This window comes from Methanolobus chelungpuianus (assembly GCF_024500045.1).
GTDB classification, from domain to species: Archaea; Halobacteriota; Methanosarcinia; order Methanosarcinales; family Methanosarcinaceae; genus Methanolobus; species Methanolobus chelungpuianus.
Map to the genome: position 1 here is coordinate 645,304 of NZ_JTEO01000004.1, position 20,756 is coordinate 666,059.

General features: G+C 49.4%; 22 protein-coding genes. 10 read left to right on the forward strand and 12 right to left on the reverse strand.

From position 1 onward, the window contains the following. Nucleotides 1-4: 4 nt before the first annotated feature. The 5 genes from PV02_RS07855 to PV02_RS07875 all read right to left on the reverse strand — a co-directional run bounded on the left by PV02_RS07855 (nucleotide 5) and on the right by PV02_RS07875 (nucleotide 2,767). Nucleotides 5-487, reverse strand: coding sequence for an NADH-quinone oxidoreductase subunit B (locus PV02_RS07855; protein WP_256623078.1), 483 nt, complete (start codon nucleotides 485-487; stop codon nucleotides 5-7). A 35-nt stretch (nucleotides 488-522) separates the two neighbouring features. Beyond that, nucleotides 523-912, reverse strand: a complete 390-nt coding sequence (gene fpoA, locus PV02_RS07860; RefSeq protein ID WP_256622825.1) for a F420H2 dehydrogenase subunit FpoA — start codon at nucleotides 910-912, stop codon at nucleotides 523-525. Between the two features lie 373 nt (nucleotides 913-1,285). Next, nucleotides 1,286-1,792 (reverse strand): hypothetical protein, encoded by a 507-nt coding sequence (locus PV02_RS07865; protein WP_256622826.1) that lies wholly within the window; start codon nucleotides 1,790-1,792, stop codon nucleotides 1,286-1,288. A 13-nt stretch (nucleotides 1,793-1,805) separates the two neighbouring features. After that, on the reverse strand, nucleotides 1,806-2,231 hold the full coding sequence (locus tag PV02_RS07870) for a DUF22 domain-containing protein (RefSeq protein WP_256622827.1): 426 nt from the start codon (nucleotides 2,229-2,231) through the stop codon (nucleotides 1,806-1,808). 74 nt (nucleotides 2,232-2,305) lie between these two features. Then, complete coding sequence (locus tag PV02_RS07875) at nucleotides 2,306-2,767, reverse strand: Lrp/AsnC family transcriptional regulator (protein ID WP_256622828.1); 462 nt, start codon at nucleotides 2,765-2,767, stop codon at nucleotides 2,306-2,308. Between the two features lie 215 nt (nucleotides 2,768-2,982). Here PV02_RS07875 and PV02_RS07880 point away from each other — a divergent pair, with 215 nt between their 5' ends. From PV02_RS07880 to PV02_RS07915, 8 genes are all read left to right on the forward strand, one after another. Beyond that, nucleotides 2,983-3,138 carry a 4Fe-4S binding protein gene (locus PV02_RS07880; protein WP_256622829.1) on the forward strand — a complete coding sequence of 52 codons (156 nt, stop codon included), beginning with the start codon at nucleotides 2,983-2,985 and terminating at the stop codon, nucleotides 3,136-3,138. Between the two features lies 1 nt (nucleotide 3,139). Further along, nucleotides 3,140-4,435: a phytoene desaturase family protein gene (locus tag PV02_RS07885; RefSeq protein WP_256622830.1), complete on the forward strand. Its 1,296-nt coding sequence runs from the start codon at nucleotides 3,140-3,142 to the stop codon at nucleotides 4,433-4,435. An 82-nt stretch (nucleotides 4,436-4,517) separates the two neighbouring features. Then, on the forward strand, nucleotides 4,518-5,504 hold the full coding sequence (gene cofG, locus PV02_RS07890) for a 7,8-didemethyl-8-hydroxy-5-deazariboflavin synthase subunit CofG (RefSeq protein WP_256622831.1): 987 nt from the start codon (nucleotides 4,518-4,520) through the stop codon (nucleotides 5,502-5,504). Between the two features lie 89 nt (nucleotides 5,505-5,593). After that, the gene (gene cofH, locus PV02_RS07895; RefSeq protein ID WP_256622832.1) at nucleotides 5,594-6,712 is read left to right on the forward strand and encodes a 5-amino-6-(D-ribitylamino)uracil--L-tyrosine 4-hydroxyphenyl transferase CofH; all 1,119 of its coding nucleotides are present in this window, start codon (nucleotides 5,594-5,596) and stop codon (nucleotides 6,710-6,712) included. After that, nucleotides 6,709-7,788, forward strand: coding sequence for a 5-amino-6-(D-ribitylamino)uracil--L-tyrosine 4-hydroxyphenyl transferase CofH (gene cofH, locus PV02_RS07900; RefSeq protein ID WP_425438354.1), 1,080 nt, complete (start codon nucleotides 6,709-6,711; stop codon nucleotides 7,786-7,788). Before cofH (PV02_RS07895) ends, cofH (PV02_RS07900) begins: the two co-directional genes overlap by 4 nt. Further along, nucleotides 7,785-8,417: a 2-phospho-L-lactate guanylyltransferase gene (gene cofC / locus PV02_RS07905; protein ID WP_256622834.1), complete on the forward strand. Its 633-nt coding sequence runs from the start codon at nucleotides 7,785-7,787 to the stop codon at nucleotides 8,415-8,417. The genes cofH (PV02_RS07900) and cofC overlap by 4 nt, the downstream gene beginning before the upstream one ends. A gap of 120 nt (nucleotides 8,418-8,537) precedes the next feature. Then, nucleotides 8,538-8,711, forward strand: a complete 174-nt coding sequence (locus PV02_RS13290; RefSeq protein ID WP_256622835.1) for a 4Fe-4S binding protein — start codon at nucleotides 8,538-8,540, stop codon at nucleotides 8,709-8,711. Next, nucleotides 8,708-9,922 carry an NAD(P)/FAD-dependent oxidoreductase gene (locus tag PV02_RS07915; RefSeq protein WP_256622836.1) on the forward strand — a complete coding sequence of 405 codons (1,215 nt, stop codon included), beginning with the start codon at nucleotides 8,708-8,710 and terminating at the stop codon, nucleotides 9,920-9,922. The genes PV02_RS13290 and PV02_RS07915 overlap by 4 nt, the downstream gene beginning before the upstream one ends. Before the next feature lie 75 nt (nucleotides 9,923-9,997). On the opposite strand, the gene PV02_RS07920 is transcribed toward PV02_RS07915, so the two are convergent. The 7 genes from PV02_RS07920 to PV02_RS07950 all read right to left on the reverse strand — a co-directional run bounded on the left by PV02_RS07920 (nucleotide 9,998) and on the right by PV02_RS07950 (nucleotide 18,730). Further along, a complete protein-coding gene (locus PV02_RS07920; RefSeq protein ID WP_256622837.1) occupies nucleotides 9,998-11,431 on the reverse strand; it encodes a TrkH family potassium uptake protein in 1,434 nt (477 codons plus the stop codon). 120 nt (nucleotides 11,432-11,551) lie between these two features. Then, on the reverse strand, nucleotides 11,552-12,985 hold the full coding sequence (locus tag PV02_RS07925) for a TrkH family potassium uptake protein (protein WP_256622838.1): 1,434 nt from the start codon (nucleotides 12,983-12,985) through the stop codon (nucleotides 11,552-11,554). A gap of 19 nt (nucleotides 12,986-13,004) precedes the next feature. Next, nucleotides 13,005-14,339: a Trk system potassium transporter TrkA gene (trkA, locus tag PV02_RS07930; RefSeq protein WP_256622839.1), complete on the reverse strand. Its 1,335-nt coding sequence runs from the start codon at nucleotides 14,337-14,339 to the stop codon at nucleotides 13,005-13,007. Nucleotides 14,340-14,456: 117 nt separating this feature from the next. Then, entirely contained in the window at nucleotides 14,457-15,623 is a 1,167-nt protein-coding gene (gene dnaJ, locus PV02_RS07935) for a molecular chaperone DnaJ (protein ID WP_256622840.1), read from the reverse strand. Nucleotides 15,624-15,709: 86 nt separating this feature from the next. Further along, nucleotides 15,710-17,569 carry a molecular chaperone DnaK gene (dnaK, locus tag PV02_RS07940; RefSeq protein WP_256622841.1) on the reverse strand — a complete coding sequence of 620 codons (1,860 nt, stop codon included), beginning with the start codon at nucleotides 17,567-17,569 and terminating at the stop codon, nucleotides 15,710-15,712. Nucleotides 17,570-17,645: 76 nt separating this feature from the next. Further along, nucleotides 17,646-18,161 carry a nucleotide exchange factor GrpE gene (gene grpE, locus PV02_RS07945; RefSeq protein WP_256622842.1) on the reverse strand — a complete coding sequence of 172 codons (516 nt, stop codon included), beginning with the start codon at nucleotides 18,159-18,161 and terminating at the stop codon, nucleotides 17,646-17,648. Between the two features lie 140 nt (nucleotides 18,162-18,301). After that, on the reverse strand, nucleotides 18,302-18,730 hold the full coding sequence (locus tag PV02_RS07950) for a heat-shock protein (RefSeq protein WP_256622843.1): 429 nt from the start codon (nucleotides 18,728-18,730) through the stop codon (nucleotides 18,302-18,304). A gap of 109 nt (nucleotides 18,731-18,839) precedes the next feature. On the opposite strand from PV02_RS07950, the gene PV02_RS07955 reads away from it, so the two are divergent. Together PV02_RS07955 and PV02_RS07960 are read left to right on the forward strand one after the other, a co-directional pair. Next, nucleotides 18,840-19,760: an ATP-grasp domain-containing protein gene (locus tag PV02_RS07955; protein ID WP_256622844.1), complete on the forward strand. Its 921-nt coding sequence runs from the start codon at nucleotides 18,840-18,842 to the stop codon at nucleotides 19,758-19,760. Then, complete coding sequence (locus PV02_RS07960; RefSeq protein ID WP_256622845.1) at nucleotides 19,757-20,749, forward strand: hydantoinase/oxoprolinase family protein; 993 nt, start codon at nucleotides 19,757-19,759, stop codon at nucleotides 20,747-20,749. The genes PV02_RS07955 and PV02_RS07960 overlap by 4 nt, the downstream gene beginning before the upstream one ends. Nucleotides 20,750-20,756: the final 7 nt, after the last annotated feature.

The window sequence follows — 20,756 nt, forward strand, 5'->3', positions numbered from 1 at the left end:
CACCTCAATACTCCGTACCCCTGTCCTGTTTGGCTTCGATCTTTTTCTGCAGCTCAAAGAATCCCTGGATAAGTGCTTCACACCTTGGAGGACAGCCCGGGACAAAAACATCCACAGGGAATATCTCATCCACATTCTGGTGGGTGCTGTAGGATTCATAGAAAGGACCGCCGCTGATCGCACAGTCGCCGAAGGCTATGACCCACTTTGGTGAAGGCATCTGTTCCCATATCCTCTTCAATGCAGGCAGGTACTTCTTCGTAACATATCCACTGATGATAAGCACGTCCGCATGCCTGGGAGAGTTCCTTGGAATGATCCCGAAGCGGTCCGTATCATAGTGTGCCATGCCGGTGGAAAGCAGTTCCACACCGCAGCATCCCATTGCGTTCACAGTGAACCACAGAGAGTTCTTTCTGCCCCAGTTGAGAACATCCTGGACCTTTGTCTTTTTCAGGAAGTCACTGATAGCATTGCTGTCGGTCATTATGACGCCGGGGATCTCCTCGTAATCAGTTTGCTCTACTGCCACTTAAGAGCCTCCTTCTTTAACAGGTACACGTAACCAAACAATACAACAAAGATAAAGATCAGCATTTCAACGGTTGCTATCTCAGTGATCCCGTGACCCTGGAATACCATGGCCCACGGATAGAGGAACAGTACTTCTATATCGAATAGCACAAAAGCAATGGCATAAAGATAATATTCGACATTGAACTGTATCCTTGCATCTCCGATAGGAACGGAACCAGCCTCGTAGGTGTCGTATTTTGAGACCCCTCTGCTCCTTGGACTTAATGTCTTGACAAGGAACATGGTCAGAGGAGGCATCAAAAGTGCCACAACAAGGATGATTGCAACCGGTATGTAACTGTATATAATGTTACTTATATCGATTATTCCTGACATAACGATTCTCCTGATGGTTATAACGTAGACAAATTATAGGTATAAAACACCTTCCGTGTGATTTTTTTCGTATGCGCGCGTTCACAACTTTATGGAATAAAACATATCTTTTGATATATTTTTCAATAGAGCGAATTGACTACTACTTGATAATAATTCATCATATTTAAATTGTGGCAATTCAGGTTCCAGTGATTCAATATCAGCACTCTGGAAAAGGAAGTCCTTCCACATAAAAACATCGTCTTCTCTATTAAAAGATACGGACCTGTGACAGAAAATACAACCGATAAAGTAAATATGACAGATAAGTTAAATCTGATCAACGGAAGGGATGAGCCTTCCGCCGCAAAAGTGTTCAGCCGGAGCCTTCTCAGACCTGTTTCGGCGAGTAGTATTTCTTAATGACCGTATCACAGTTAGAACAGGAAACCACAAGCCACTCGCCCAGATTATGCTGAGCGTATTTTTCGAATATGGAAGAGCCACATGTGGGACATACGTAGTATTCCTTGAAGTAGTAATGATAGAATTCGGGTGTTCCGGCAAGCCAGTCAAGGACCTTCTGCATATGCTCGAAATAACGCTGCTTTGAAGAGTTTCCGGAACTGCTCTGTATGGCATTCGAGACCTTCTCGCTCACACGTGTTGTGTGCTGGCCTGATTTTTGTGTGAGTTTCTTATAGTCTGAAATATACCTCGTTGTCCGGTCAAGATACTTAAGATAGCCTTCGTGGGCCTTTGGCTCGCTCTTCCATATGGTTCGTACAAAGTACTCCCCCATGATATCTTCCATGAGGTCGGCGCATGTAGTGCATATATTGTAACCTTCATACTGCCGTGTGTCCTGCGGGTTACCGCATATCAGACATGTGTCCATAGGTCACAACTCCTTAAACCTCATGTACTTCCCGGGGTGTTATGGCCTCACGGGTGAACATTATAGGGAATATATTGAGCACTGCCAGCAGGTCGCCCTTCTTCACCTGCCCTGTCTCCTGGCCCAGGACGTATGCGTAGTTGATCACGCGTTCATTGTCAACCGGCTTTGCACCGCCCTTTGCACCCACCTTAATAAGGGAAACAAATGCATGATGCGTAAAAGTACAGGGCATGGCCACTGTGTCAGGCTCCAGATATATTTCCCTGACACTCACTTTTCTGAACTCTCCGGCGCGGATGTCTGTGTCTTCGTCGCAGATTACCATCTCCCACCTGGCACGCGTGGCAACTGTGAATTCGTATGGTGCTGCTCTGACATTCTTGCAGACAAGTTCACCGTTATCCCTGCATACTACCCGGACCACTTCTTCTTTCATTCGATCACCAAAATGAAAGTACTATATCTATCTATATATAAGTTCCGAATAACTATCATGAATAATCATGATATCTACAAAGGGGGGTTCCTTTTGCGTATAGAAAGAGAGCTTTCCTTGTGACACTTTGTGGTCAGGATGCTGTATGATTTCTTTATGCCGTCCACTGCGGCGATTGGATTGAGTACGTCCTCTTTCAGGGTATGCACATCAAATGTCTGCACTTTCAAAAGCAGGTCATAAGGCTCAAGCAGTTCATATATCTCAAGCACATCCTCGATAGCTTTGAGGCTTTCTATCACGCTGGTCCTTTTCGTCGGCTCTATGTTTATCCCTATAAAGGTCGTGATATTGAATCCTACAACAGCCGGGTCTACCCTGATCGTGAACTCCTTGATGATACCTGAGCTGTGAAGCTTATCTATCCTTTTGTGCACAGTGGATGTAGCCACGCCAAGCTCATTTGCTATTAGAGTGCTGTGCATCCTGCAATTCTCGGAGAGACGTTCCAATATAGCGATATCTACCTCATCCATACAGATAAATATGCAATGTTAATAATATATTTTTCTGTTTTTAACCCTTTCCGGAAACAAATTAAGGGATCAACTCCCAAATATTTCATTATGGTTGTCCAAATGACACAAAATATGAGGGGCTATGTTCTCCGTCGGACAGGAGAACCAGCAGTAATGACAATAACACTTTTTATTATTGAGTTCTTTAATAACACAAAAAACGGTGAAAGACCATGAGAGTGAACGAAAACTGCGTAGGATGCGGCCAATGTGCTTCTTTTTGTAGATTTGACGCCATTGAGGTGAGAGGCAGGGCGAGTATGAACGGAAATTGTGTAGAGTGCGGTATTTGCACCGCTTACTGCCCTGTTAAGGCAATAGAGGGATAAGATGAAGGCAATTGTAATAGGCGCCGGGCTTGGCGGTCTGTTGAGCGCAGCCAGGCTCTCAGGAGAAGGATGGGAAGTAGAAGTGTTCGAACGGCTCCCCTTTATAGGGGGCAGGTTCACAAACATACCTTACCATGGATTCCAGCTGTCCACAGGTGCGCTGCACATGATACCTCACGGCCCTTCCGGCCCTCTTGCAAGGCTTCTCAGGGATGTCGGAGCAGATGTCGAGATAGTCCGCTCGAAACCAACCGCAGTTATCCGGGTGCCCCGGAAGAAAGGGGACCGGGACTACAAGTTCGGCCACAAGGATATCCTTTTTCAGGATTTCAAGGTGCCATTCTCCCTGGTGAACCGCCTTAAGCTTGTCTACTACATAATAAGCACCAGGAAGAACCCGCCTAAGGGAATCTCGTTTGCTCAATGGTGTACGGACCACATTGACCAGGACTGGACACACAGGATATCAGACTCGTTCTTTGGCTGGGCCCTGAGCCTCAGGGCGGCGGATGTGCCAGTAGAGGAGGCGTTCGAGATAATAGAGAACCTCTATCGCTACGGAGGATCGGGCGTGCCTATGGGAGGATGCAAGGGTGTGACAGATGCTCTTGTCAAAGTGATAAATTCCAACGGGGGCGTGATACATACCTCGTCGGAAGTGACATCCATAGCCGCAGGAGCAGCCGATGCTACAAAAGCCGGCAGTGTCATCGTTTGCGGCACTGAGCATGCGGCAGACATCATCATAAGTGACATTGGACATGAGTCCACTGCCACTCTGCTGCAAGGCTTTGAGGCCGACAGAAAGCTTCAGGATTATACACGCACAGCCGGCGAACTGAAACCCTCTGCCGGTATTAAGATATGCCTTTCATCGGATAAGCCACTCATCGGACATGGGGGTGTCATGCTCACACCGTATGCAAAGAGAGTGAATGGCATTAACGAGGTCACCAATATCGATCCGGGTCTTGCGCCTTCCGGAAAGCACCTGACCATGTCCCACCAGTGTGTCCGCTGGGAAGACCTTGACAAACTGGATAAAGAGATAGAACTTGGCCTGGAGGACCTCAGGGACATATTTGCCGGAAAGGATTATGAGGTGCTGCTCATCCAGTCATACTCCGACGGCTGGCCTGTAAACAGATCCCCTTCCGGAGCTGACCTGAAGAACAGGACACCAGTTTCCAACCTGTTCATTGTAGGGGATGGGGCAAAAGGCAGGGGAGGCATAGAAGTAGAAGGTGTGGCCCTTGGCGTGGAGCACACCATGAAGGAGATACTGGGAGGAAAGTGAACAGAGCCACAGTATACTCCCGGTACGGAAGAAGAACATTCAATTAAACTTATGTATATGTTATTGTATTCATTGATTAACGATGCCTGAATTCATAACTTTTTGTCGTAACGTCTTCATACCTGTCACCAATATCTGCAGGAATGAGTGCGGATACTGCACCTTCAGACGTAGTCCGGATGACCCGGCAGCCCGGCTGATGACCGGAGAGGAGATCGTCCCCTTACTTACCGAAGGTAAGGAAGCAGGGTGTACGGAGGCACTTTTCACATTCGGTGAATATGCCGAGGAAGTGCCGGGATACAAGGATCTGCTTGAGGGGATCGGATATTCTTCTACCGTAGAATATGTTTCCGACCTTTGCAGGATTGCCATAGAGATCGGGCTCCTGCCGCATACCAACGCAGGGCTTCTCAATTACACGGAACTTGAGACCCTTAAGCCATTGAATGCCAGCATGGGCCTTATGCTCGAGACCACGGCTGATCTTGATGCACATGCCGGCAGCCCCGGTAAAAGACCCTCGGCAAGGCTCAAGACCATGAGCTACGCAGGAGAGCTTCAGATCCCTTTCACTACAGGCATACTTGTCGGGATCGGAGAAACACTGGATGACAGGATTAATTCCCTCCAGTCCATTGCAGAACTGCATGAGAAGTACGGACATATCCAGGAAGTCATAATCCAGAACTTTATGCCAAAGCCCGATACACCAATGGCAGACTGCCTCCCTCCCACCGATGAAGAGATGATGCAGACCGTACTGATTGCAGGCGAGATACTTCCGCAGGATGTCACGATACAGGTCGCACCCAATCTCATCGATCCCTATGTTCTGATACAGTGTGGGGCAGGCGACCTTGGAGGCATATCCCCGACAACCATCGACTGGATCAACCCGGAGGCAAACTGGCCTGACCTTGAAAGGCTGAAGCAGATGGTAAGGGGTATTCCGATACGGGAAAGACTCCCGATATATCCGGAATACATAAGGAAGGGCTGGTACAGCGAACAGCTGAAGGATCTCATCCTCTCTGTCGCGGATGAGGAAGGATACCGGAAAGTTTGAAATGCTACGGCATTGTATAGTGGGGATAATTCCAATGGGATAAGCCCGGAAGAAGAGGTCTGCCTGAACACAACATACCGGAGAATTTCATGAAACCGACTATCAGTGACGATGTAATTGAGAATGCCCTGGAGGGAAGAACTACTAAGGAAGAAGCACTCTCCCTGCTGCAGGCGCATCCGTTCGAACTCTTTGAACTTGCCGACAGGTTACGTTACGAAACAGTCGGGGATGTTGTCACCTATATTGTGAACCGCAACATCAATTTCACAAACAGATGCATTGGCAACTGCGGATTCTGCGCCTTCAAGGATAATTCCGGCTATATCCTCAGTACCGATCAGATACTTGAAAAGGTGGAGGAGGCTGACAGGCTCGGGGCAACCGAGGTATGCATCCAGGGAGGCCTGCTGCCTGATGTGGATCTGGATTTTTACATCAATATCATTGAGTCGGTGAAGGAAGCGTTCCCTCACATAAGTACTCATGCCTTTTCTCCCATGGAGGTCTACCACGCATCAAGAAAGAGCGACATGGAAGTCGATGATGCATTGCTTGCTTTGAAAAAGGCGGGCCTTGACTCCATGCCGGGAACGGCAGCAGAGATACTTTCCGACAGGGTACGGAAGCTGATATGTCCCGGCAAACTGAACACCGCAGAATGGGCCGACGTGATCACAAAAGCCCACAGGACCGGCATACCCACCACAGCCACCATGATGTACGGTCACATCGAGACCATGGAGGAAAGGATAGAGCATATGATGCTTATCAGGGAGATACAGAAAGAAACAGGCGGCTTTACAGAGTTCGTGCCCCTGCCTTTCATGCCCTATAACAATAAGGTCGGCGAACAGATGCTGAGATCCGGGAAGTATGTCACCCCTGGCATGGAAGACCTGAAGATGTATGCCCTTGCCAGGATAATCCTCAACACCCATGTAAGGAATATCCAGTCCAGCTGGGTGAAGCTCGGAAAGAAACTGTCTCAGGTTGCATTGTACTGCGGGGCCAACGATCTTGGAGGAACCCTTATGGAAGAGAAGATATCCCGTTCTGCAGGTGCCACCAACGGAGAGTTCATGTCCGCACAGGAACTTGAATGGTTCATCAGGACGGCAGGAAGGCAGCCAAAGCAGAGGAACACGGTCTATACCAAGGTGTTCGATGCAGCCACCCCGGGAAAAGTGAATATAAGGATGGCATGAGGATCTTGCTTCCCGACCATATCATTGAGAATGCCCGCAGCGGAGATATAGGGTATGAAGATGCCCTGGGGCTGCTGGATGCAAATCCCTTCGATCTCTTCAGCCTTGCAAACGACATCCGCTATGATGCTGTAGGCGACACTGTCAGCTATGTGGTCAACAGGAACATCTACCTTACTAACCACTGCATCGGAACCTGCGGTTTCTGTGCTTTCAAGCAGAGCAAGGGCTATGTGCTTTCCAGGGAGGAAGTGCTCAGGGAAGTGAAACTGGCAGATGATGCCGGAGCCGCCGAGGTATGCGTGCAGGGCGGATATAATCCTGATCTCACACTCGATTATTATCTGGATATCTTCGAGGCTATCAGGTCCGAGTATCCCGGGATGAACATCCACGGCCTCTCACCCATGGAAGTATCCTATTCCGCAGCCCGGGCGGGAGTGCCCGTGGAAGAAGCGCTGACGCTCCTGAAGGAGAGCGGACTCGGAACACTTACAGGTACCTCGGCAGAGATCCTTGTGGACAGGGTGCGCAATATAATATGCCCTGACAAGGTCAGCACAGCTGAATGGACCAGTATCATCACAACTGCTCACGGGGTTGGGCTGCGCACCAACTCGACAATTATGTTCGGCCATGTTGAAAGCATAAGGGAAAGGCTTGAACATATATTCCTTATACGTGATATCCAGAAGCAGACGGGCGGATTCACCGAGTTCATACCCATGCCTTTCATGCCCTATAACAACAGGATAGGGGAAAGCATGATGGAAAGAGGCCAGTACATGACCGGCGGTATTGAAGATATCCGGCTGTTAGCCCTTGCAAGGATCATACTTAACACTCACATCGATAATATACAGGCACCCTGGGTGAAGCTGGGCAAGAAGCTTGCACAGGTTGCGTTATTCAGCGGCGCCAACGATCTTGGAGGAACGCTCATGGAAGATCACATCACCACCGCTTCGGGAGGCAGCAACGGGGAATACACCCCTGCAGGCGAGCTGGAGTGGATCATCCGGGAGAGCGGCAGGATACCAAAAAGAAGGAACGCCGTTTATGAGGAATGCAGATGAAAGCACTCATCCCTTACAAAAAACAGAACGCTAAATCACGACTCTCTCCTGCGCTTTCCCTCCGTGAACGGGAGCACTTTGTTGAACTCATGCTCAGGGACGTGGTGGGAAGCCTTCGGAAGGCAGGTGTCAACAGCATTGATGTCCTGACAACACCAAGCAATGGTGTCCCAAGTGATCTGGGAGTGAACATACTTCTCAGCGAGCACGACCTCAATGAGGCCATCAACCAGTATCTTGAGTCTGTCAGCGAACCCGTGCTCATTATAATGGCAGACCTGCCAATGGTGCTTCCCAGGCATATCAGCGAGATAGTTGCCGTAGAGAAGGACCTGGTCATAGTTCCCGGGAAAGGAGGGGGGACCAATGTGCTCTTCATAAGGAATCCGGGAAGTTTTCATGTTCGTTACTATGATTCCAGTTTTCTCAATCACTGCAGGATAGCGGAGGAAATGAGACAGTCCGTCCATGTATACGATTCCTTCCTGCTGAGCACCGATATTGATGAGCCCCATGACCTTATAGAAGTGATGCTGCACGGGCACGGCCTGTCAAAGGCATACGTTGACAGTAAGTTTGGTATGGAAGGCAATGGCAGGTCAAGGGCCAGGCTTGAACTCCTTCAGTAATGTAAAGTATTTGTAACCCTTCCGCCATATAGGATAACCTCATGCCATTCCCGGTTCTATGCCGTGGGACTATAGACTTCCTCACTACAGATAAAACGTTGTTAATACAGGTGATAATAAGTGGCCATCAAGGTGAATAAATTCAAATGCGGATACTGTGGTGCATGCGTAGGTGTGTGCCCTCCCGGTGCGCTTGAATTGGTCGAGACTTGGATCGAAGCGGATGAGAAGTGCACAAGTTGCGGGATATGCGCCAAGATCTGCCCGGTGGGAGCCATTGAGGTGTCCAGATGAAAGACCATTATGATGTCATTGTGGTCGGTGCAGGTCCTGCCGGATCCATTGCTGCCAAGACCGCAGCGATGAAAGGCCTCAGTGTGCTTATGATAGAGAAACGCCAGGAGATAGGGGACCCTGTCAGGTGTGCAGAGGGAGTGAGCAAGGTATGGCTGCGCAAGCATATTGAGCCTGACCACCGCTGGATATGCGCCGATGTCAAGGGATCACGTATCTTCTCACCTGATGGCACCATGATCGAGATGGCAGAGGAAATAGCCGGCGGAGAGGTCGGTTACGTCCTGGAACGTAAGATATTTGACCGTGCGCTTGCATACGAAAGTGCAAAAGCAGGCGCAGAGGTAATGGTCAAGACCAGGGCGACAGGACTCCTAACAGAGAACGGGTTCGTCAGGGGTGTCAGGCTGATGCACCTGGGAGAAGAAAAGGAAGTTCGTTCAAGACTGGTTATCGGCGCAGACGGTGTCGAATCAAAGGTAGGCAGGTGGGCTGGCATTGATACTTCGATCAAGCCTGCTGATCTCGAGACGTGCGCCCAGTTTCTCATGAGCGGGACAGGCATTGACCAGGACTACTGCTATTTCTACCTGGGCAATGAGATAGCCCCATGTGGGTACATATGGATATTCCCGAAGGGAGAGGACCTTGCCAATGTAGGCATAGGCATACTTGGTAACAAGTCCGGTAAGAAACATGCAGTTGACTACCTGAAGGATTTCGTGGGACAAAAGTTCCCCGATGCAAAGATACTTGAGATCGATGTCGGAGGAGTGCCTGTCAGTGGCAGTATAGAAAGGACCATTGCAAATGGCCTTATGCTGGTGGGAGATGCGGCAAGACAGTCTGACCCGATCACGGGCGGAGGGATAATAAACGCCATGGAAGCAGGCAAGATCGCAGGCGAGGTTGCATACGAGGCCATTTCCAGGAACGATGTCTCAACATCGATGCTGGAGCTCTATGAGAAAAGATGGCGCCAGACAATAGGTATGGAGATCGATAACAGCCTGATCGTTAAAGATGCTTTCATCAGTTTTACGGATAAGGAGATCAACTCCCTGGCGCACTCTCTGGAAGGCGTCAATTTCTCCAGCATGAGTCTCATTGACCTCCTATATGCCCTTTTCAAGGCAAACAAAAAGCTTCTCTGGGACCTGAGAGTACTTTTCAAGAACGTGGTCAAACACGAGCTGGACTTTGAGCGCTGACCGGCAGGAAACTGCCGATCACATTTTGTTTCCGGTCTATTTTTCTTCAGCTACTTCCACTGAAACAGCTGTAGCTCAGTCTTTCCAGAACTCGGGTGTCAGCATCACTATCACAGTGAACACTTCAAGCCTGCCTATCCACATGTTGGCTATCAGGAGAAGCTTGCCAAGGAAAGGGACAACATCAAAGTTAGCCATCGGGCCCACAGCATTGAAGCCGGGACCGATGTTACCCAGTGTTGCAATGGATGCAGTGATGGAGCTTATCAGGTCCATGCCCATCAGGGCAAGTATTCCTGTAGATATGGCAAATATCATCATGTAGATGACAACAAAGGAAACGATGGACTGCATGATTTCCTCAGGCACAGCTTTGCTATTATACTTCACAGGCTTTATCGCCTTGGGATGCAGCGCCTTGAACAGCACGTTCTTTCCGTACTTTAATAAAAGAAGTATCCTGACAGCTTTTACTCCGCCGGCTGTGGACCCCGCGGAACCTCCTATGAACATGACGGCCAGCAATACGATCCTTGCAGAGTCGCTCCATATATCAAAATCTGCGGAAGCATAACCTGTGGTAGTTGTGATAGAGACGACCTGGAAAACCGCATATCTGAAAGCTGTCTCAACTGTCTGCCCCATATCCTTCCAGAGGGAGAATGTCAGCACCAGGGTCGCCAGCAGGATAATGACAGTATAGAACTTGAACTCCTCATCCTTTATGAAACTGTTACGGTCAACATACAGCACACGGTAATGCAGTGCAAAGTTGGCTCCTGCAATGAACATAAAGACCACTATGATCCCTTCTATGAGGGGATCGTTGAATCCTGCTATGCCTGGTCCGTAAGGTGAGAAGCCGCCTGTCGACATTGTTGTAAAAGTGTGTGTTATAGCATCGTAGTATGACATGCCTGCAAGCCTCAGTGCAACTGCCTGCACAACAGAAATGAACACATAGACGGTCCAGAGTATCCTCGCAGTTCCTCTTATACGCGGCTTCAGCTTGTCCTCGGTGGGGCCCGGTGCTTCTGCGCGGAACAACTGCCTTCCTGCAACCCCGAGTTTGGGGAGGATAGCAATGAAGATCATGATGATGCCCATGCCGCCGAGCCACTGCGTCATGCAACGCCAGAAAAGTATGCTCCTGGAGTGGGATTCTATATCCTGCATGATCGTTGCTCCGGTGGTCGTAAAACCGGACATTGATTCAAAAAGAGCGTTAACAGGACTTATGCCATCCAGCACATAAGGGATAGAACCGAAGACGGCCACCGACAGCCAGCCTAAAGCTACTATGGCAAAACCTTCCTTGATCTTCCATTCGCCCTGTGCACTATATTTCCTGGAGAGCACCAGGCCGAGAGTACCCGTAATGACCACTGCTGCCGCGAAAGGCACAGGTGAATCACCATAGTAGAATGCCACAAACAGGGGGATCAGCATCAAAAGAGCAAGAAAGGTGAGAAGTTCTCCCAGTACGTTATAGATCACAGCATAGTTCACGTGTTGCACTCCAAAGTCGAATCAGACACTACATGCCAGACTAGTATAAAAAGCAATCTTTGCCTTCTCATGCTCTTATTGAGCATAAATAACAGAAATTGCCGAAAAAGTATATGTGGATCAGTCACTCCAGAATTCGGGAAGCAACAACACGAATACTGTGAACAGTTCCAGTCTTCCAAACAACATGTTCCCTATCAGCATCACTTTACTAAAAGCAGGGATCACGTCAAAATTGCCCCAGGGTCCTACAACATTCAAACCCGGGCCGATGTTCCCTATCGTTGCAAAAGATGCTGTAAGGGATGTTATAATATCCATTCCCTGAATGGCCAGCACGGATGCAGTGAAAAAGGCCAGCAACAGATATAATCCCAAGAATGAGACAATAGACTGTAATATGCTTTCGGGTACAGCTTTTTTATTGAACGTTATCGGTTTAACGGATTTGGGATGAACTAACCGGAATAACTCCCTGATACTGAATTTTACAAACAGGAGAGATCGGACTACCTTCACACCACCTGCAGCCGAACCCGAACAGCCGCCAACAAACATTGAGGCAATTATGATGAACTTTGCTGAATCGGACCAGAGGTTGAAATCAGCAGTTGCAAAGCCGGTAGCAGTGGATATTGATACGATCTGAAATACTCCGTATCTGAAAGCTCCAAAAATATCCGGATATGAATCCCTCCAGAGGATCAATGAGATAATGAGTGTCAGGCAAACTACTACAAGCGCATATATCCTGAACTCTTCATCATTTATCAGGCTTTTGCGATCTGAGTAGAATGTCCTGTAGTGCAGAGCAAAACTCGCCCCTGCAATAAACATAAAGAAAGTGATGATCCCTTCTACCAGGGGACTGTTAAAGGTAGCGATGCTATCGCCGTACGGCGAGAAACCTCCACATCCCATAGTGGAAAATGTATGGGTCAATGCATCATATAGGGAAAGGCCGGCAATCAGTAATGCCATTACCTCAAGGAAAGAGATAACCAGATAGACGGACCATAGTATTTTCGCAGTCCCCCTGATCCTTGGCTTGATCTTGTCCTCGAACGGACCCGGTGCTTCTGCGCGGAACAACTGCCTTCCTGCAACTCCAAGCTTAGGCAGGATGGCTATAACAAGGACAATGATTCCCATGCCTCCTACCCATTGGGTCATGCTGCGCCAGAAGAGCAGGCTTTTTGAATACGCCTCAATGTCAACCAGGATAGTGGCTCCCGTTGAAGTGAAACCGGACATTGTTTCAAAGAGTGCGTTAATAACTGTTACCCCTTCAAACAGGAAAGGAATCGAACCAAAAATTGCAGCGGAAAGCCATCCCAGGACAACTATGAGAAAACCTTCCCTGATCTTCCATTCACTTTCGGTTTTCCATATACGGGAAAGTGCAATGCCGGATGCGACTGTAATCACTATGGATGTCGCAAAAGGCAATAATGGCTCTCCATAATATAAAGCTACAACTAGGGGAAATACCATTATAAGCCCGAGAAAACGAAGCAGATTTCCCAATACATTGAAGACTATAGCGTAATTCAAACAAACGGCTCCTGAAGGATTATTTGAACAGACTCTCGACCTCATTATGTACGGACTGCAGGGCAAACACAACTACCCTGTCGCCTTCCTCAATTACATACTCGCCGCGGGGGACGACTGTATTCCCCTTGTGTACGACCATGCTTACAATAGCACCCGGCGGGAACTTCACGTTCTTCAGGGGCTTGCCGACTATCTTTGATTTCCTTGAGGTTGTGTATTCTATGATCTCGGCCTTCTCGCCTTCTATGGTCGTGACAGACTCAATCCCCTTCCCAAAGGTCAGCTTGAGGATCTCGCTGACAGTAGCCTGCCTGGGACTGACTGCGCTGTCCACGCCCACCATCTCGAACAGGGATACATAATCTGACCGGTCAGCCCTGGCTATGACCTTCTTGCCTCCCAGATGCTTTGCAAGCAGGGCACAGAGGAGGTTCTTTTCATCACTGTTGGTTACAGCAATGACGACATCCATGTCAGCAACACCTTCCTCCTTCAGGAGGTTTATATCGGTACCATCGCCGTTGAGAACCAGGACGCCATGCAATTCCTCGGCTATATGCTCGGACCTCTCCCTGTCCGCCTCGATTACCTTGATGTCGAATTCTCCGTTCGAGATCACTCTGGCAAGATAGAAGCCAACTATACCCCCGCCTATTATCATGACCTTACTGCGTTTCCCTGTCTTTTCACCGAACATGTCGCGGACTTCTTTGATGGAAGCCGGCTTGCCGATGACTACTATATGGTCATTCTTCTGTATCGTATCTTTACCATGGGGGATGATCACGTCGGAGTCACGGAAGAGTGCACTGACTATGCAGCAGTTGGCCAGGTTCAGTTCCTGCAGTTCTTTACCTACAAGCTCGCTGCTGTCCGAGACTGCAAACTCCATCATCTCGACCTTTCCCTCTGCGAAATACTCCGCGCCTATGGCGTACGGGATGGAAAGGATTTCCGCTATTTCAGAAGCCAGCGTCAGCTCAGGGCATATCATGGTATCAATGCCTATCTTTGTGCGTTTTGCCACCGGTTTATCGATATAGTCAGGATTGCTTACCCTTGCAACGGTCTTGAGCCTCTCCTTGTCCTTTGCCACCAGTTTTGACGCCATGCAGGCGACAATGTTCACTTCATCGGAACCTGTCACTGCTGCAAGGAGATCCGCATTATCCAGGGTTTTGCTGAGAATGGACACATTGGCGCCGTTACCCTGGATCACCTGTACGTCAAGCTCATCTGCACGATGGCAAGCTTCCTCACTCTGATCTATTATAATAATGTCATTTGAATGATGAAGTGCCTTGGCAATATGGTAGCCGACCTCGCCGGCACCGATAATAACAATCTTCATAAAATTCCTTCTTATTTATTTATTGGTAAAGATGAACGTAAAGAAGGCTTATTAAGAGTAGTGCCTTTTAAAACTTACCATCGGACAGTAAAAAAGAAAAAGGATGCAGGAGATTGTTCACGTATCAAAGGCTTCCTTAACCTTATCGAAGATGCCTTTTCCGCCTTTAGGGTTCTTTGACTTCCCGCTCTCCTCCGGCAGATCCAGCTTCCGCAGAAGATTCTTCTGCTCCTCGGTAAGGTTTGTGGGGGTCCTTACAACAACTCTCACAAGCTGATCGCCCTGGCCGCGCCCGTGCAGGTATGGCATGCCTTTTCCTTTGAGCCGCAGGATTGAATGTGTCTGGGTGCCTGGTTTGACGTTCATCTTCACGTTGCCATGAAGTGTGGGTACCATTACATCGGCTCCCAGTGCCGCCTGGGTAAAGGTCAGTGGCAGCTCGTAGAGTATGTCATCTCCCGCACGCTCGAACATTCTATGAGGTTCCACATGGAGGACCACATACAGGTCTCCAGGAGGAGCTCCCGGACTTCCCTGCTCGCCTTCTCCGCTGATCTTCAGCCTTAATCCCGTATCTGCGCCCTTGGGCACCTTGACCGATATCTTACGTACTTTCTTCTGCTTGCCGGTACCCCTGCATGCAGGGCAAGGCTCCTCGATTATCTCGCCGGTGCCTCTGCATACGTTACAGGTGCTTGTGGACATGAAGCGTCCAAAGGGCGTGTCACGGGCATGGGTGACCTGTCCTGTCCCATGACAGTTGGTACATGTCTTTGGACTGGTGCCGGGCTTAGCGCCGGTCCCGCTACAGGTATCACATATCTCCGCCCTGGGTACATTGATGGTGGTTTCCACTCCCTGTGCTGCCTGTTCCAGTGTTATGTTAAGGTCATAGCGTAGGTCCGATCCCCGCACAGGTCCGCGGCGCTGCTGCTGTCCGCCGAATCCTCCCCCAAAACCTCCGAAGCCGCCGCCGAATATGCTCCCAAGAATGTCGCCCAGATCCTCGAAACCTCTGAAATCGGCATTCCTGAATATGTCTTCCTGGCTGTAACGGCTGTCGATACCTGCATGGCCGAAGCGGTCGTACTGCTCCCTCTTCTCGGTATCGGAAAGCACTGCATAGGCTTCAGATATTTCCTTGAACTTCTCTTCAGCACCGGGTTCCTTATTCTTGTCAGGGTGATACTTCATCGCAAGCTTCCGATACTCTTTTTTGATCTCAGCTTCCGTTGACTCTTTCGATACACCAAGTATCTCGTAATAATCGCGTGTAGTGGACATAAATGATTCCTGTGGGTTACCTAGGCTGAATAAACATAAAAAAGTAAGGTACTGTGCCTGAGTACCTTACGTAAAGCTGTTCGGGATTACTTTTTGTCCTCATCGACCACTTCATAGTCTGCATCCACGATGTTCTCGTCGGATGAGCCTGATGAAGCTGAACCTGCGCCACCTTCACTTGAAGCGGCAGCTGCTGCTTCTTCCTGAGCCTTCTTGTACATTGCTGCAGAGATATCATATACCGCAGTCTGGAGTGCCTCGGTCCTGGACTTGATACCTTCGATGTTATCTCCTTCGAGTTCCTTCTTCAGGTCACCGATGGCGGATTCAACCTTGGATTTCTGCTCAGCAGTGGCAACATCCCCTGCTTCCTTGATGGCTTTCTCAGCTGCATTTATCAGGGATTCGGCATTGTTCTTGACCTCTACCTCTTCCTTGCGCTTCTTATCTTCCTCTGCGTGAAGTTCCGCATCCTTGACCATCCTGTCGATCTCATCCTCGGAAAGTCCTCCGGGCTTCTGGATGGATATGGACTGCTTCTTACCGGTGCCAAGGTCCTTTGCAGTGACATGCAGGATACCGTTCGCGTCTATGTCAAAGGTGACCTCGATCTGTGGCATGCCCCTCGGAGCTGGCGGAATGCCGTCAAGCATGAACCTTCCCAGCGTCTTGTTCGCAGAAGCGATACCTCTCTCGCCCTGAAGCACATGGATCTCCACAGAGGGCTGGCTATCTGCAGCTGTTGAGAATACCTGACTCTTCTTTGTGGGGATGGTTGTGTTCCTTTCGATAAGAGGCGTTGCAACACCTCCGAGGGTCTCGATACCCAGGGTGAGCGGAGTGACATCCAGAAGCAACACATCGTGGATCTCCCCGCCAAGGACTCCTGCCTGCACTGCAGCACCTACTGCAACAGCTTCGTCAGGGTTGATGTTCTTGTATGGGTCCTTGCCTGTTACCTTGCGGACAAGCTCGGTAACTGCAGGTATCCTTGTGGAACCACCTATCAGAAGCACCTTCTCAATGTCTTTCGGCTTGAGCTTTGCATCATCCATCGCCCTGTTCACAGACACAAGCGTCTTGTCAAGCAGGTCGCCTATCATCTTCTCGAACTGGGCCCTTGTAAGGTCCATATCTATGTGCTTTGGCTGGCCGTTGGAGTCCGCTGTGATGAACGGCAGGTTGATGTTGGTGGATGTGACACTGGACAGCTCGATCTTGGCTTTCTCCGCCGCATCCTTCAGGCGCTGCAGTGCTGCCTTGTCCTTTGAAAGATCGATGCCTTCGTTCTTCTTGAATTCGTTAACGATATGGTTGACTATCCTCTGGTCGAAGTCATCTCCTCCGAGGTGCGTGTCACCGCTTGTGGACAGCACTTCGAATACGCCCTCTCCCAGTTCAAGGATGGATACGTCGAATGTACCTCCTCCAAGGTCATACACCAGTATCTTGTGTTCCCCTGACTCCTTGTCTATCCCGTAGGCAAGGGCTGCAGCAGTAGGCTCGTTGATGATCCTCTTTACGTTAAAGCCTGCAATGGCCCCGGCATCCTTTGTGGCCTGCCTCTGGGAGTCGTCAAAGTAAGCAGGCACAGTGATAACCACATCATTGATGGTCTCACCCAGGTATGCCTCTGCATCATCCTTGAGCTTGCGCAAGATCATTGCGGAGATTTCCTGCGGAGTGTAGTCCTTGCCGTTGAGCGTGACCTTGTAGTTTGCCTCTCCCATGTGTCTCTTGATGGAGCTCACACTGTTCTCGGAGTTAGTTATGAGCTGCCTCTTTGCAACCTGGCCTACCAGTTTTTCTCCCTTCTTGGAAAACGCAACTACTGAAGGTGTTGTCCTTCCCCCTTCGGCGTTTGGAATAACTGTAGGTTCTCCACCCTCGATCACAGCCATGCATGAATTTGTAGTTCCCAGATCGATTCCCAAAATCTTTCCCATGATTATACCTCTTTTCGGTTACTTATAATACAGTTATGTTCTTCTTTTATTTGACAGCACTCTTTGCAAAGGAGGGTCATTCTCCCCCGGTCTCCGGTTTCTTCGAGACTGCTACCATGGCCGGCCTGATGACTTTTGAGTGCAGGTAATATCCCGGCTTACATACTTCCACGACAGTATTCTCCTCGTGCTCCGGATGCTCAACGTGCATGATAGCCTCATGAAGATGAGGGTCGAACGCAGCACCATGGCACTCTATCCTCTGGAGGCCTTCCTTCTCAAGGATAGAAGCAAACTGCCTGAACACCATATCCACACCCTTTACGACGGATTCAATATTGTCGGTCTGTTTTGCAGATGCTATTGCACGCTCGAAGTTGTCATATACTTCAAGCAACTCTGTGATGATCTGTTCAACTGCGAACTTGCGGTACTCTTCCTTTTCCCGGATGCTTCGTTTCCTGAAATTATCAAATTCTGCGGTGAGCCGCAGTAATTTATCACGAAGCTGTGCAGTTTCATCCTCCTGCTGGGTTTCAGCATTTGTTGCCTCTGAATCCAGGTCATCACATTTCTCAGATCCTTTATCCATCTCGATATCTCCACTGATTGATGCGCAATTATGCGCATTTGGTTTAATCATTGTTTGAAGTTCTATAAATAGCTTTCCCATCTTGAGAAGGTTTTGTCAACAATAACCCAATGATCCCTCTAAAAGATATGATGTAAAAGTTAATAAGATGACTGCAACTTATGTTGCAATAGCCGTATTATGAACATGCTCGCAACCATGCAAACGGCAAGTGCCGACAGGATCTGTTCCCACCAGAGTGCCCGGATGCCGCCGTTCAGTGCATATGTCACTCCTGTGAAAAAGGCCGTGGCCACGAAAGTGGCAATGAAGGATGCGATGGCGCCTCCGACCATGGAGCCGATATAGTCTGCACCGCGGCTTTCAAAAAACACGGAGCCTGCAATAAAAACTACTGCAAAGATGAGCAGAATGACAGCCGTCGGGACAGGCGTGGTGTCACTTGACGCAGCAACGTTGGATGCCATATTCATAATGCCAAGTGCCACACTTATCATGAAGAGGGCCATTACAGTTGAAACTGCCAGTGCCTGAACAAAAGGGTTATCAGCATTCAATTCCATTTTCATTCCTTGTCGGGTATTCACGTGATACTATATATTTATTTTTAATATACAATTAGGCTAACAGCAATAAACAATAGTAAATGATATATCAAATAATGCACTTGCATTCAACATGAAGATACTGCTGGCCGAATATGCAGTCGGGATCGGACTTGAAGGAACACTGCTGAAGGAAGGAGGAGCCATGCTGAGGACACTTGTGGACAGTTTCTCCAGGCTTGGCCATGAGGTGACATATCTTTCCGCAGGCCCCCTACTCCTGAGAGGCCGGGCAGTCAGCTCCTCTGCGGACAACTTCCAGGAAGTACTGGAAAGGGAATCATCTCATGCAGATGCCGGCCTGGTGATCGGTCCTGATGAACTGCTTGCAGAGCTTTCAGCTGTGGTCGAGGAGAACACTACAAACCTTGGATGTTCCTCAAGATCGGCAAGACTCTGTGCTGATAAGCTGGAGTGCACCAGGACATTGCAGTCCCACTCTGTCAGTGTTCCCCGTATATTGGAATGTGGGGTTGCAACCGCATGCGTGATCAAACCCAGATTCGGCTGTGCATCTGAAGGCGTCAGGGTAGCATCTTCCAGCGATACGGAAGAGGGCTTCATCGCTACCGAATACATTGAAGGGGAGCACCTCAGCGTCAGTATGATATGCGGCACCGGCTCTCTTCCACTCAGCGTAAATAAACAGCACATTGAGATTGATCGCAACAGGCCTGGATCACCTGTGACGTACAAAGGCAATATCGTGCCTTACAGGACTGGCCATGAGAAGGAGTTATTCGATGTTGCAGCCAGAACTGCAAAAGTCCTGGGATGCAATGGTTATATCGGAGTAGACATAGTATATGGTAAAGGACCGTATGTTGTTGATGTGAACCCCCGGCCCACCACCGCTGTTTACGGACTGGCCAGGACACTCAGGACCGAGATCGGAGAGCTCCTCCTGAAGAACATTTCAGGAGAGCTGCCTGATGCTGTGGTCACTGAAGGGGAGTTCTCGTTCACGAAAGATGACTTTGAGGACATTGTATGAAAACAATCGGGATAGATATTGGCGGCGCGAATACAAAGATCGCTTCTGCCGATGGTGAGATCATTGAACTGCATTATATACCCCTCTGGAAGGACACAAGACTTCCCGAAGCACTGGAAGAGATAGCCGAGAAACACCAGCCCGACAGGGTGAGTGTTGTCATGACGGGAGAACTTGCCGACTGCTTCGAGGACAAGATGGCAGGAATAAAGTTCATCATGGAATCAGTAGATCAGGCCTTTGAGTGCGAGGTCCGCTACATTGACAGTAACGGTGAATTCTATGATGGCTCCGGAGACCTGCGCAAGCTGGCAGCTGCCAACTGGGCGGCCTCGGCCAAGCTCATCGGCTCGGAGATAGGGGATTGCATCTTCGTGGACGTGGGAAGCACTACCAGCGACATCATCCCGATAAAGGGCGGAAAACATACAGCCGGCCTGACGGACTTCTCAAGGCTCATCCGAAGCGAACTGGTCTATGCAGGGGTGCTGAGGACGAACCTGGCATATCTTGCAGACAGCCTGGACCTGGCGGCCGGGAAGTGCCGGGTATCCTCGGAGCTTTTCGCAACCACAGCCGATGTGTATCTTTTATTGGGAGACATATCAGAGGAACTGTACACCTGCGAGACTGCCGATGGTGCAGGAAAGAGCAAGACCGATGCAATGAGAAGGATCGCACGTGTGGTCTGCGCCGACCTGTCAGAGATATCTCCCGACGAGATATACCGCATAGCAGAGCAGGTGAAGGATATGCAGGTAACCCTGCTGAGCGATGCGATCGCAGAGGTTGCAGAGAAGAACGAGCTTTCCACCATAGTGTCGGCAGGCCTTGGGGAGTTCCTCATCCGTGCAGCTGCAAAGAGGCTTGGCTTTGAATGTATCTCTGTTGCACAACGCTGGGGAGAGGAAATATCAAAGGTGTTCCCGGCATATGCGGCTGCAAAGATGTTCGAGGCCGACGTTTTAACAGGAAAGGACAAGGAATAAGGAAGGA

Coding starts and splice junctions, on each gene's coding strand:
- grpE (WP_256622842.1), bottom strand. CDS start 18,161: ATGGATAAAGGATCTGAGAAATGTGATGACCTGGATTCAGAGGCAACA.
- PV02_RS07875 (WP_256622828.1), bottom strand. CDS start 2,767: ATGGATGAGGTAGATATCGCTATATTGGAACGTCTCTCCGAGAATTGC.
- PV02_RS07855 (WP_256623078.1), bottom strand. CDS start 487: ATGACCGACAGCAATGCTATCAGTGACTTCCTGAAAAAGACAAAGGTC.
- PV02_RS07960 (WP_256622845.1), top strand. CDS start 19,757: ATGAAAACAATCGGGATAGATATTGGCGGCGCGAATACAAAGATCGCT.
- PV02_RS07870 (WP_256622827.1), bottom strand. CDS start 2,231: ATGAAAGAAGAAGTGGTCCGGGTAGTATGCAGGGATAACGGTGAACTT.
- cofC (WP_256622834.1), top strand. CDS start 7,785: ATGAAAGCACTCATCCCTTACAAAAAACAGAACGCTAAATCACGACTC.
- cofG (WP_256622831.1), top strand. CDS start 4,518: ATGCCTGAATTCATAACTTTTTGTCGTAACGTCTTCATACCTGTCACC.
- PV02_RS07880 (WP_256622829.1), top strand. CDS start 2,983: ATGAGAGTGAACGAAAACTGCGTAGGATGCGGCCAATGTGCTTCTTTT.
- PV02_RS07950 (WP_256622843.1), bottom strand. CDS start 18,730: ATGAAAATGGAATTGAATGCTGATAACCCTTTTGTTCAGGCACTGGCA.
- PV02_RS07955 (WP_256622844.1), top strand. CDS start 18,840: ATGAAGATACTGCTGGCCGAATATGCAGTCGGGATCGGACTTGAAGGA.
- PV02_RS07865 (WP_256622826.1), bottom strand. CDS start 1,792: ATGGACACATGTCTGATATGCGGTAACCCGCAGGACACACGGCAGTAT.
- trkA (WP_256622839.1), bottom strand. CDS start 14,339: ATGAAGATTGTTATTATCGGTGCCGGCGAGGTCGGCTACCATATTGCC.
- dnaJ (WP_256622840.1), bottom strand. CDS start 15,623: ATGTCCACTACACGCGATTATTACGAGATACTTGGTGTATCGAAAGAG.
- cofH (WP_256622832.1), top strand. CDS start 5,594: ATGAAACCGACTATCAGTGACGATGTAATTGAGAATGCCCTGGAGGGA.
- cofH (WP_425438354.1), top strand. CDS start 6,709: ATGAGGATCTTGCTTCCCGACCATATCATTGAGAATGCCCGCAGCGGA.
- dnaK (WP_256622841.1), bottom strand. CDS start 17,569: ATGGGAAAGATTTTGGGAATCGATCTGGGAACTACAAATTCATGCATG.
- PV02_RS07885 (WP_256622830.1), top strand. CDS start 3,140: ATGAAGGCAATTGTAATAGGCGCCGGGCTTGGCGGTCTGTTGAGCGCA.
- fpoA (WP_256622825.1), bottom strand. CDS start 912: ATGTCAGGAATAATCGATATAAGTAACATTATATACAGTTACATACCG.
- PV02_RS07915 (WP_256622836.1), top strand. CDS start 8,708: ATGAAAGACCATTATGATGTCATTGTGGTCGGTGCAGGTCCTGCCGGA.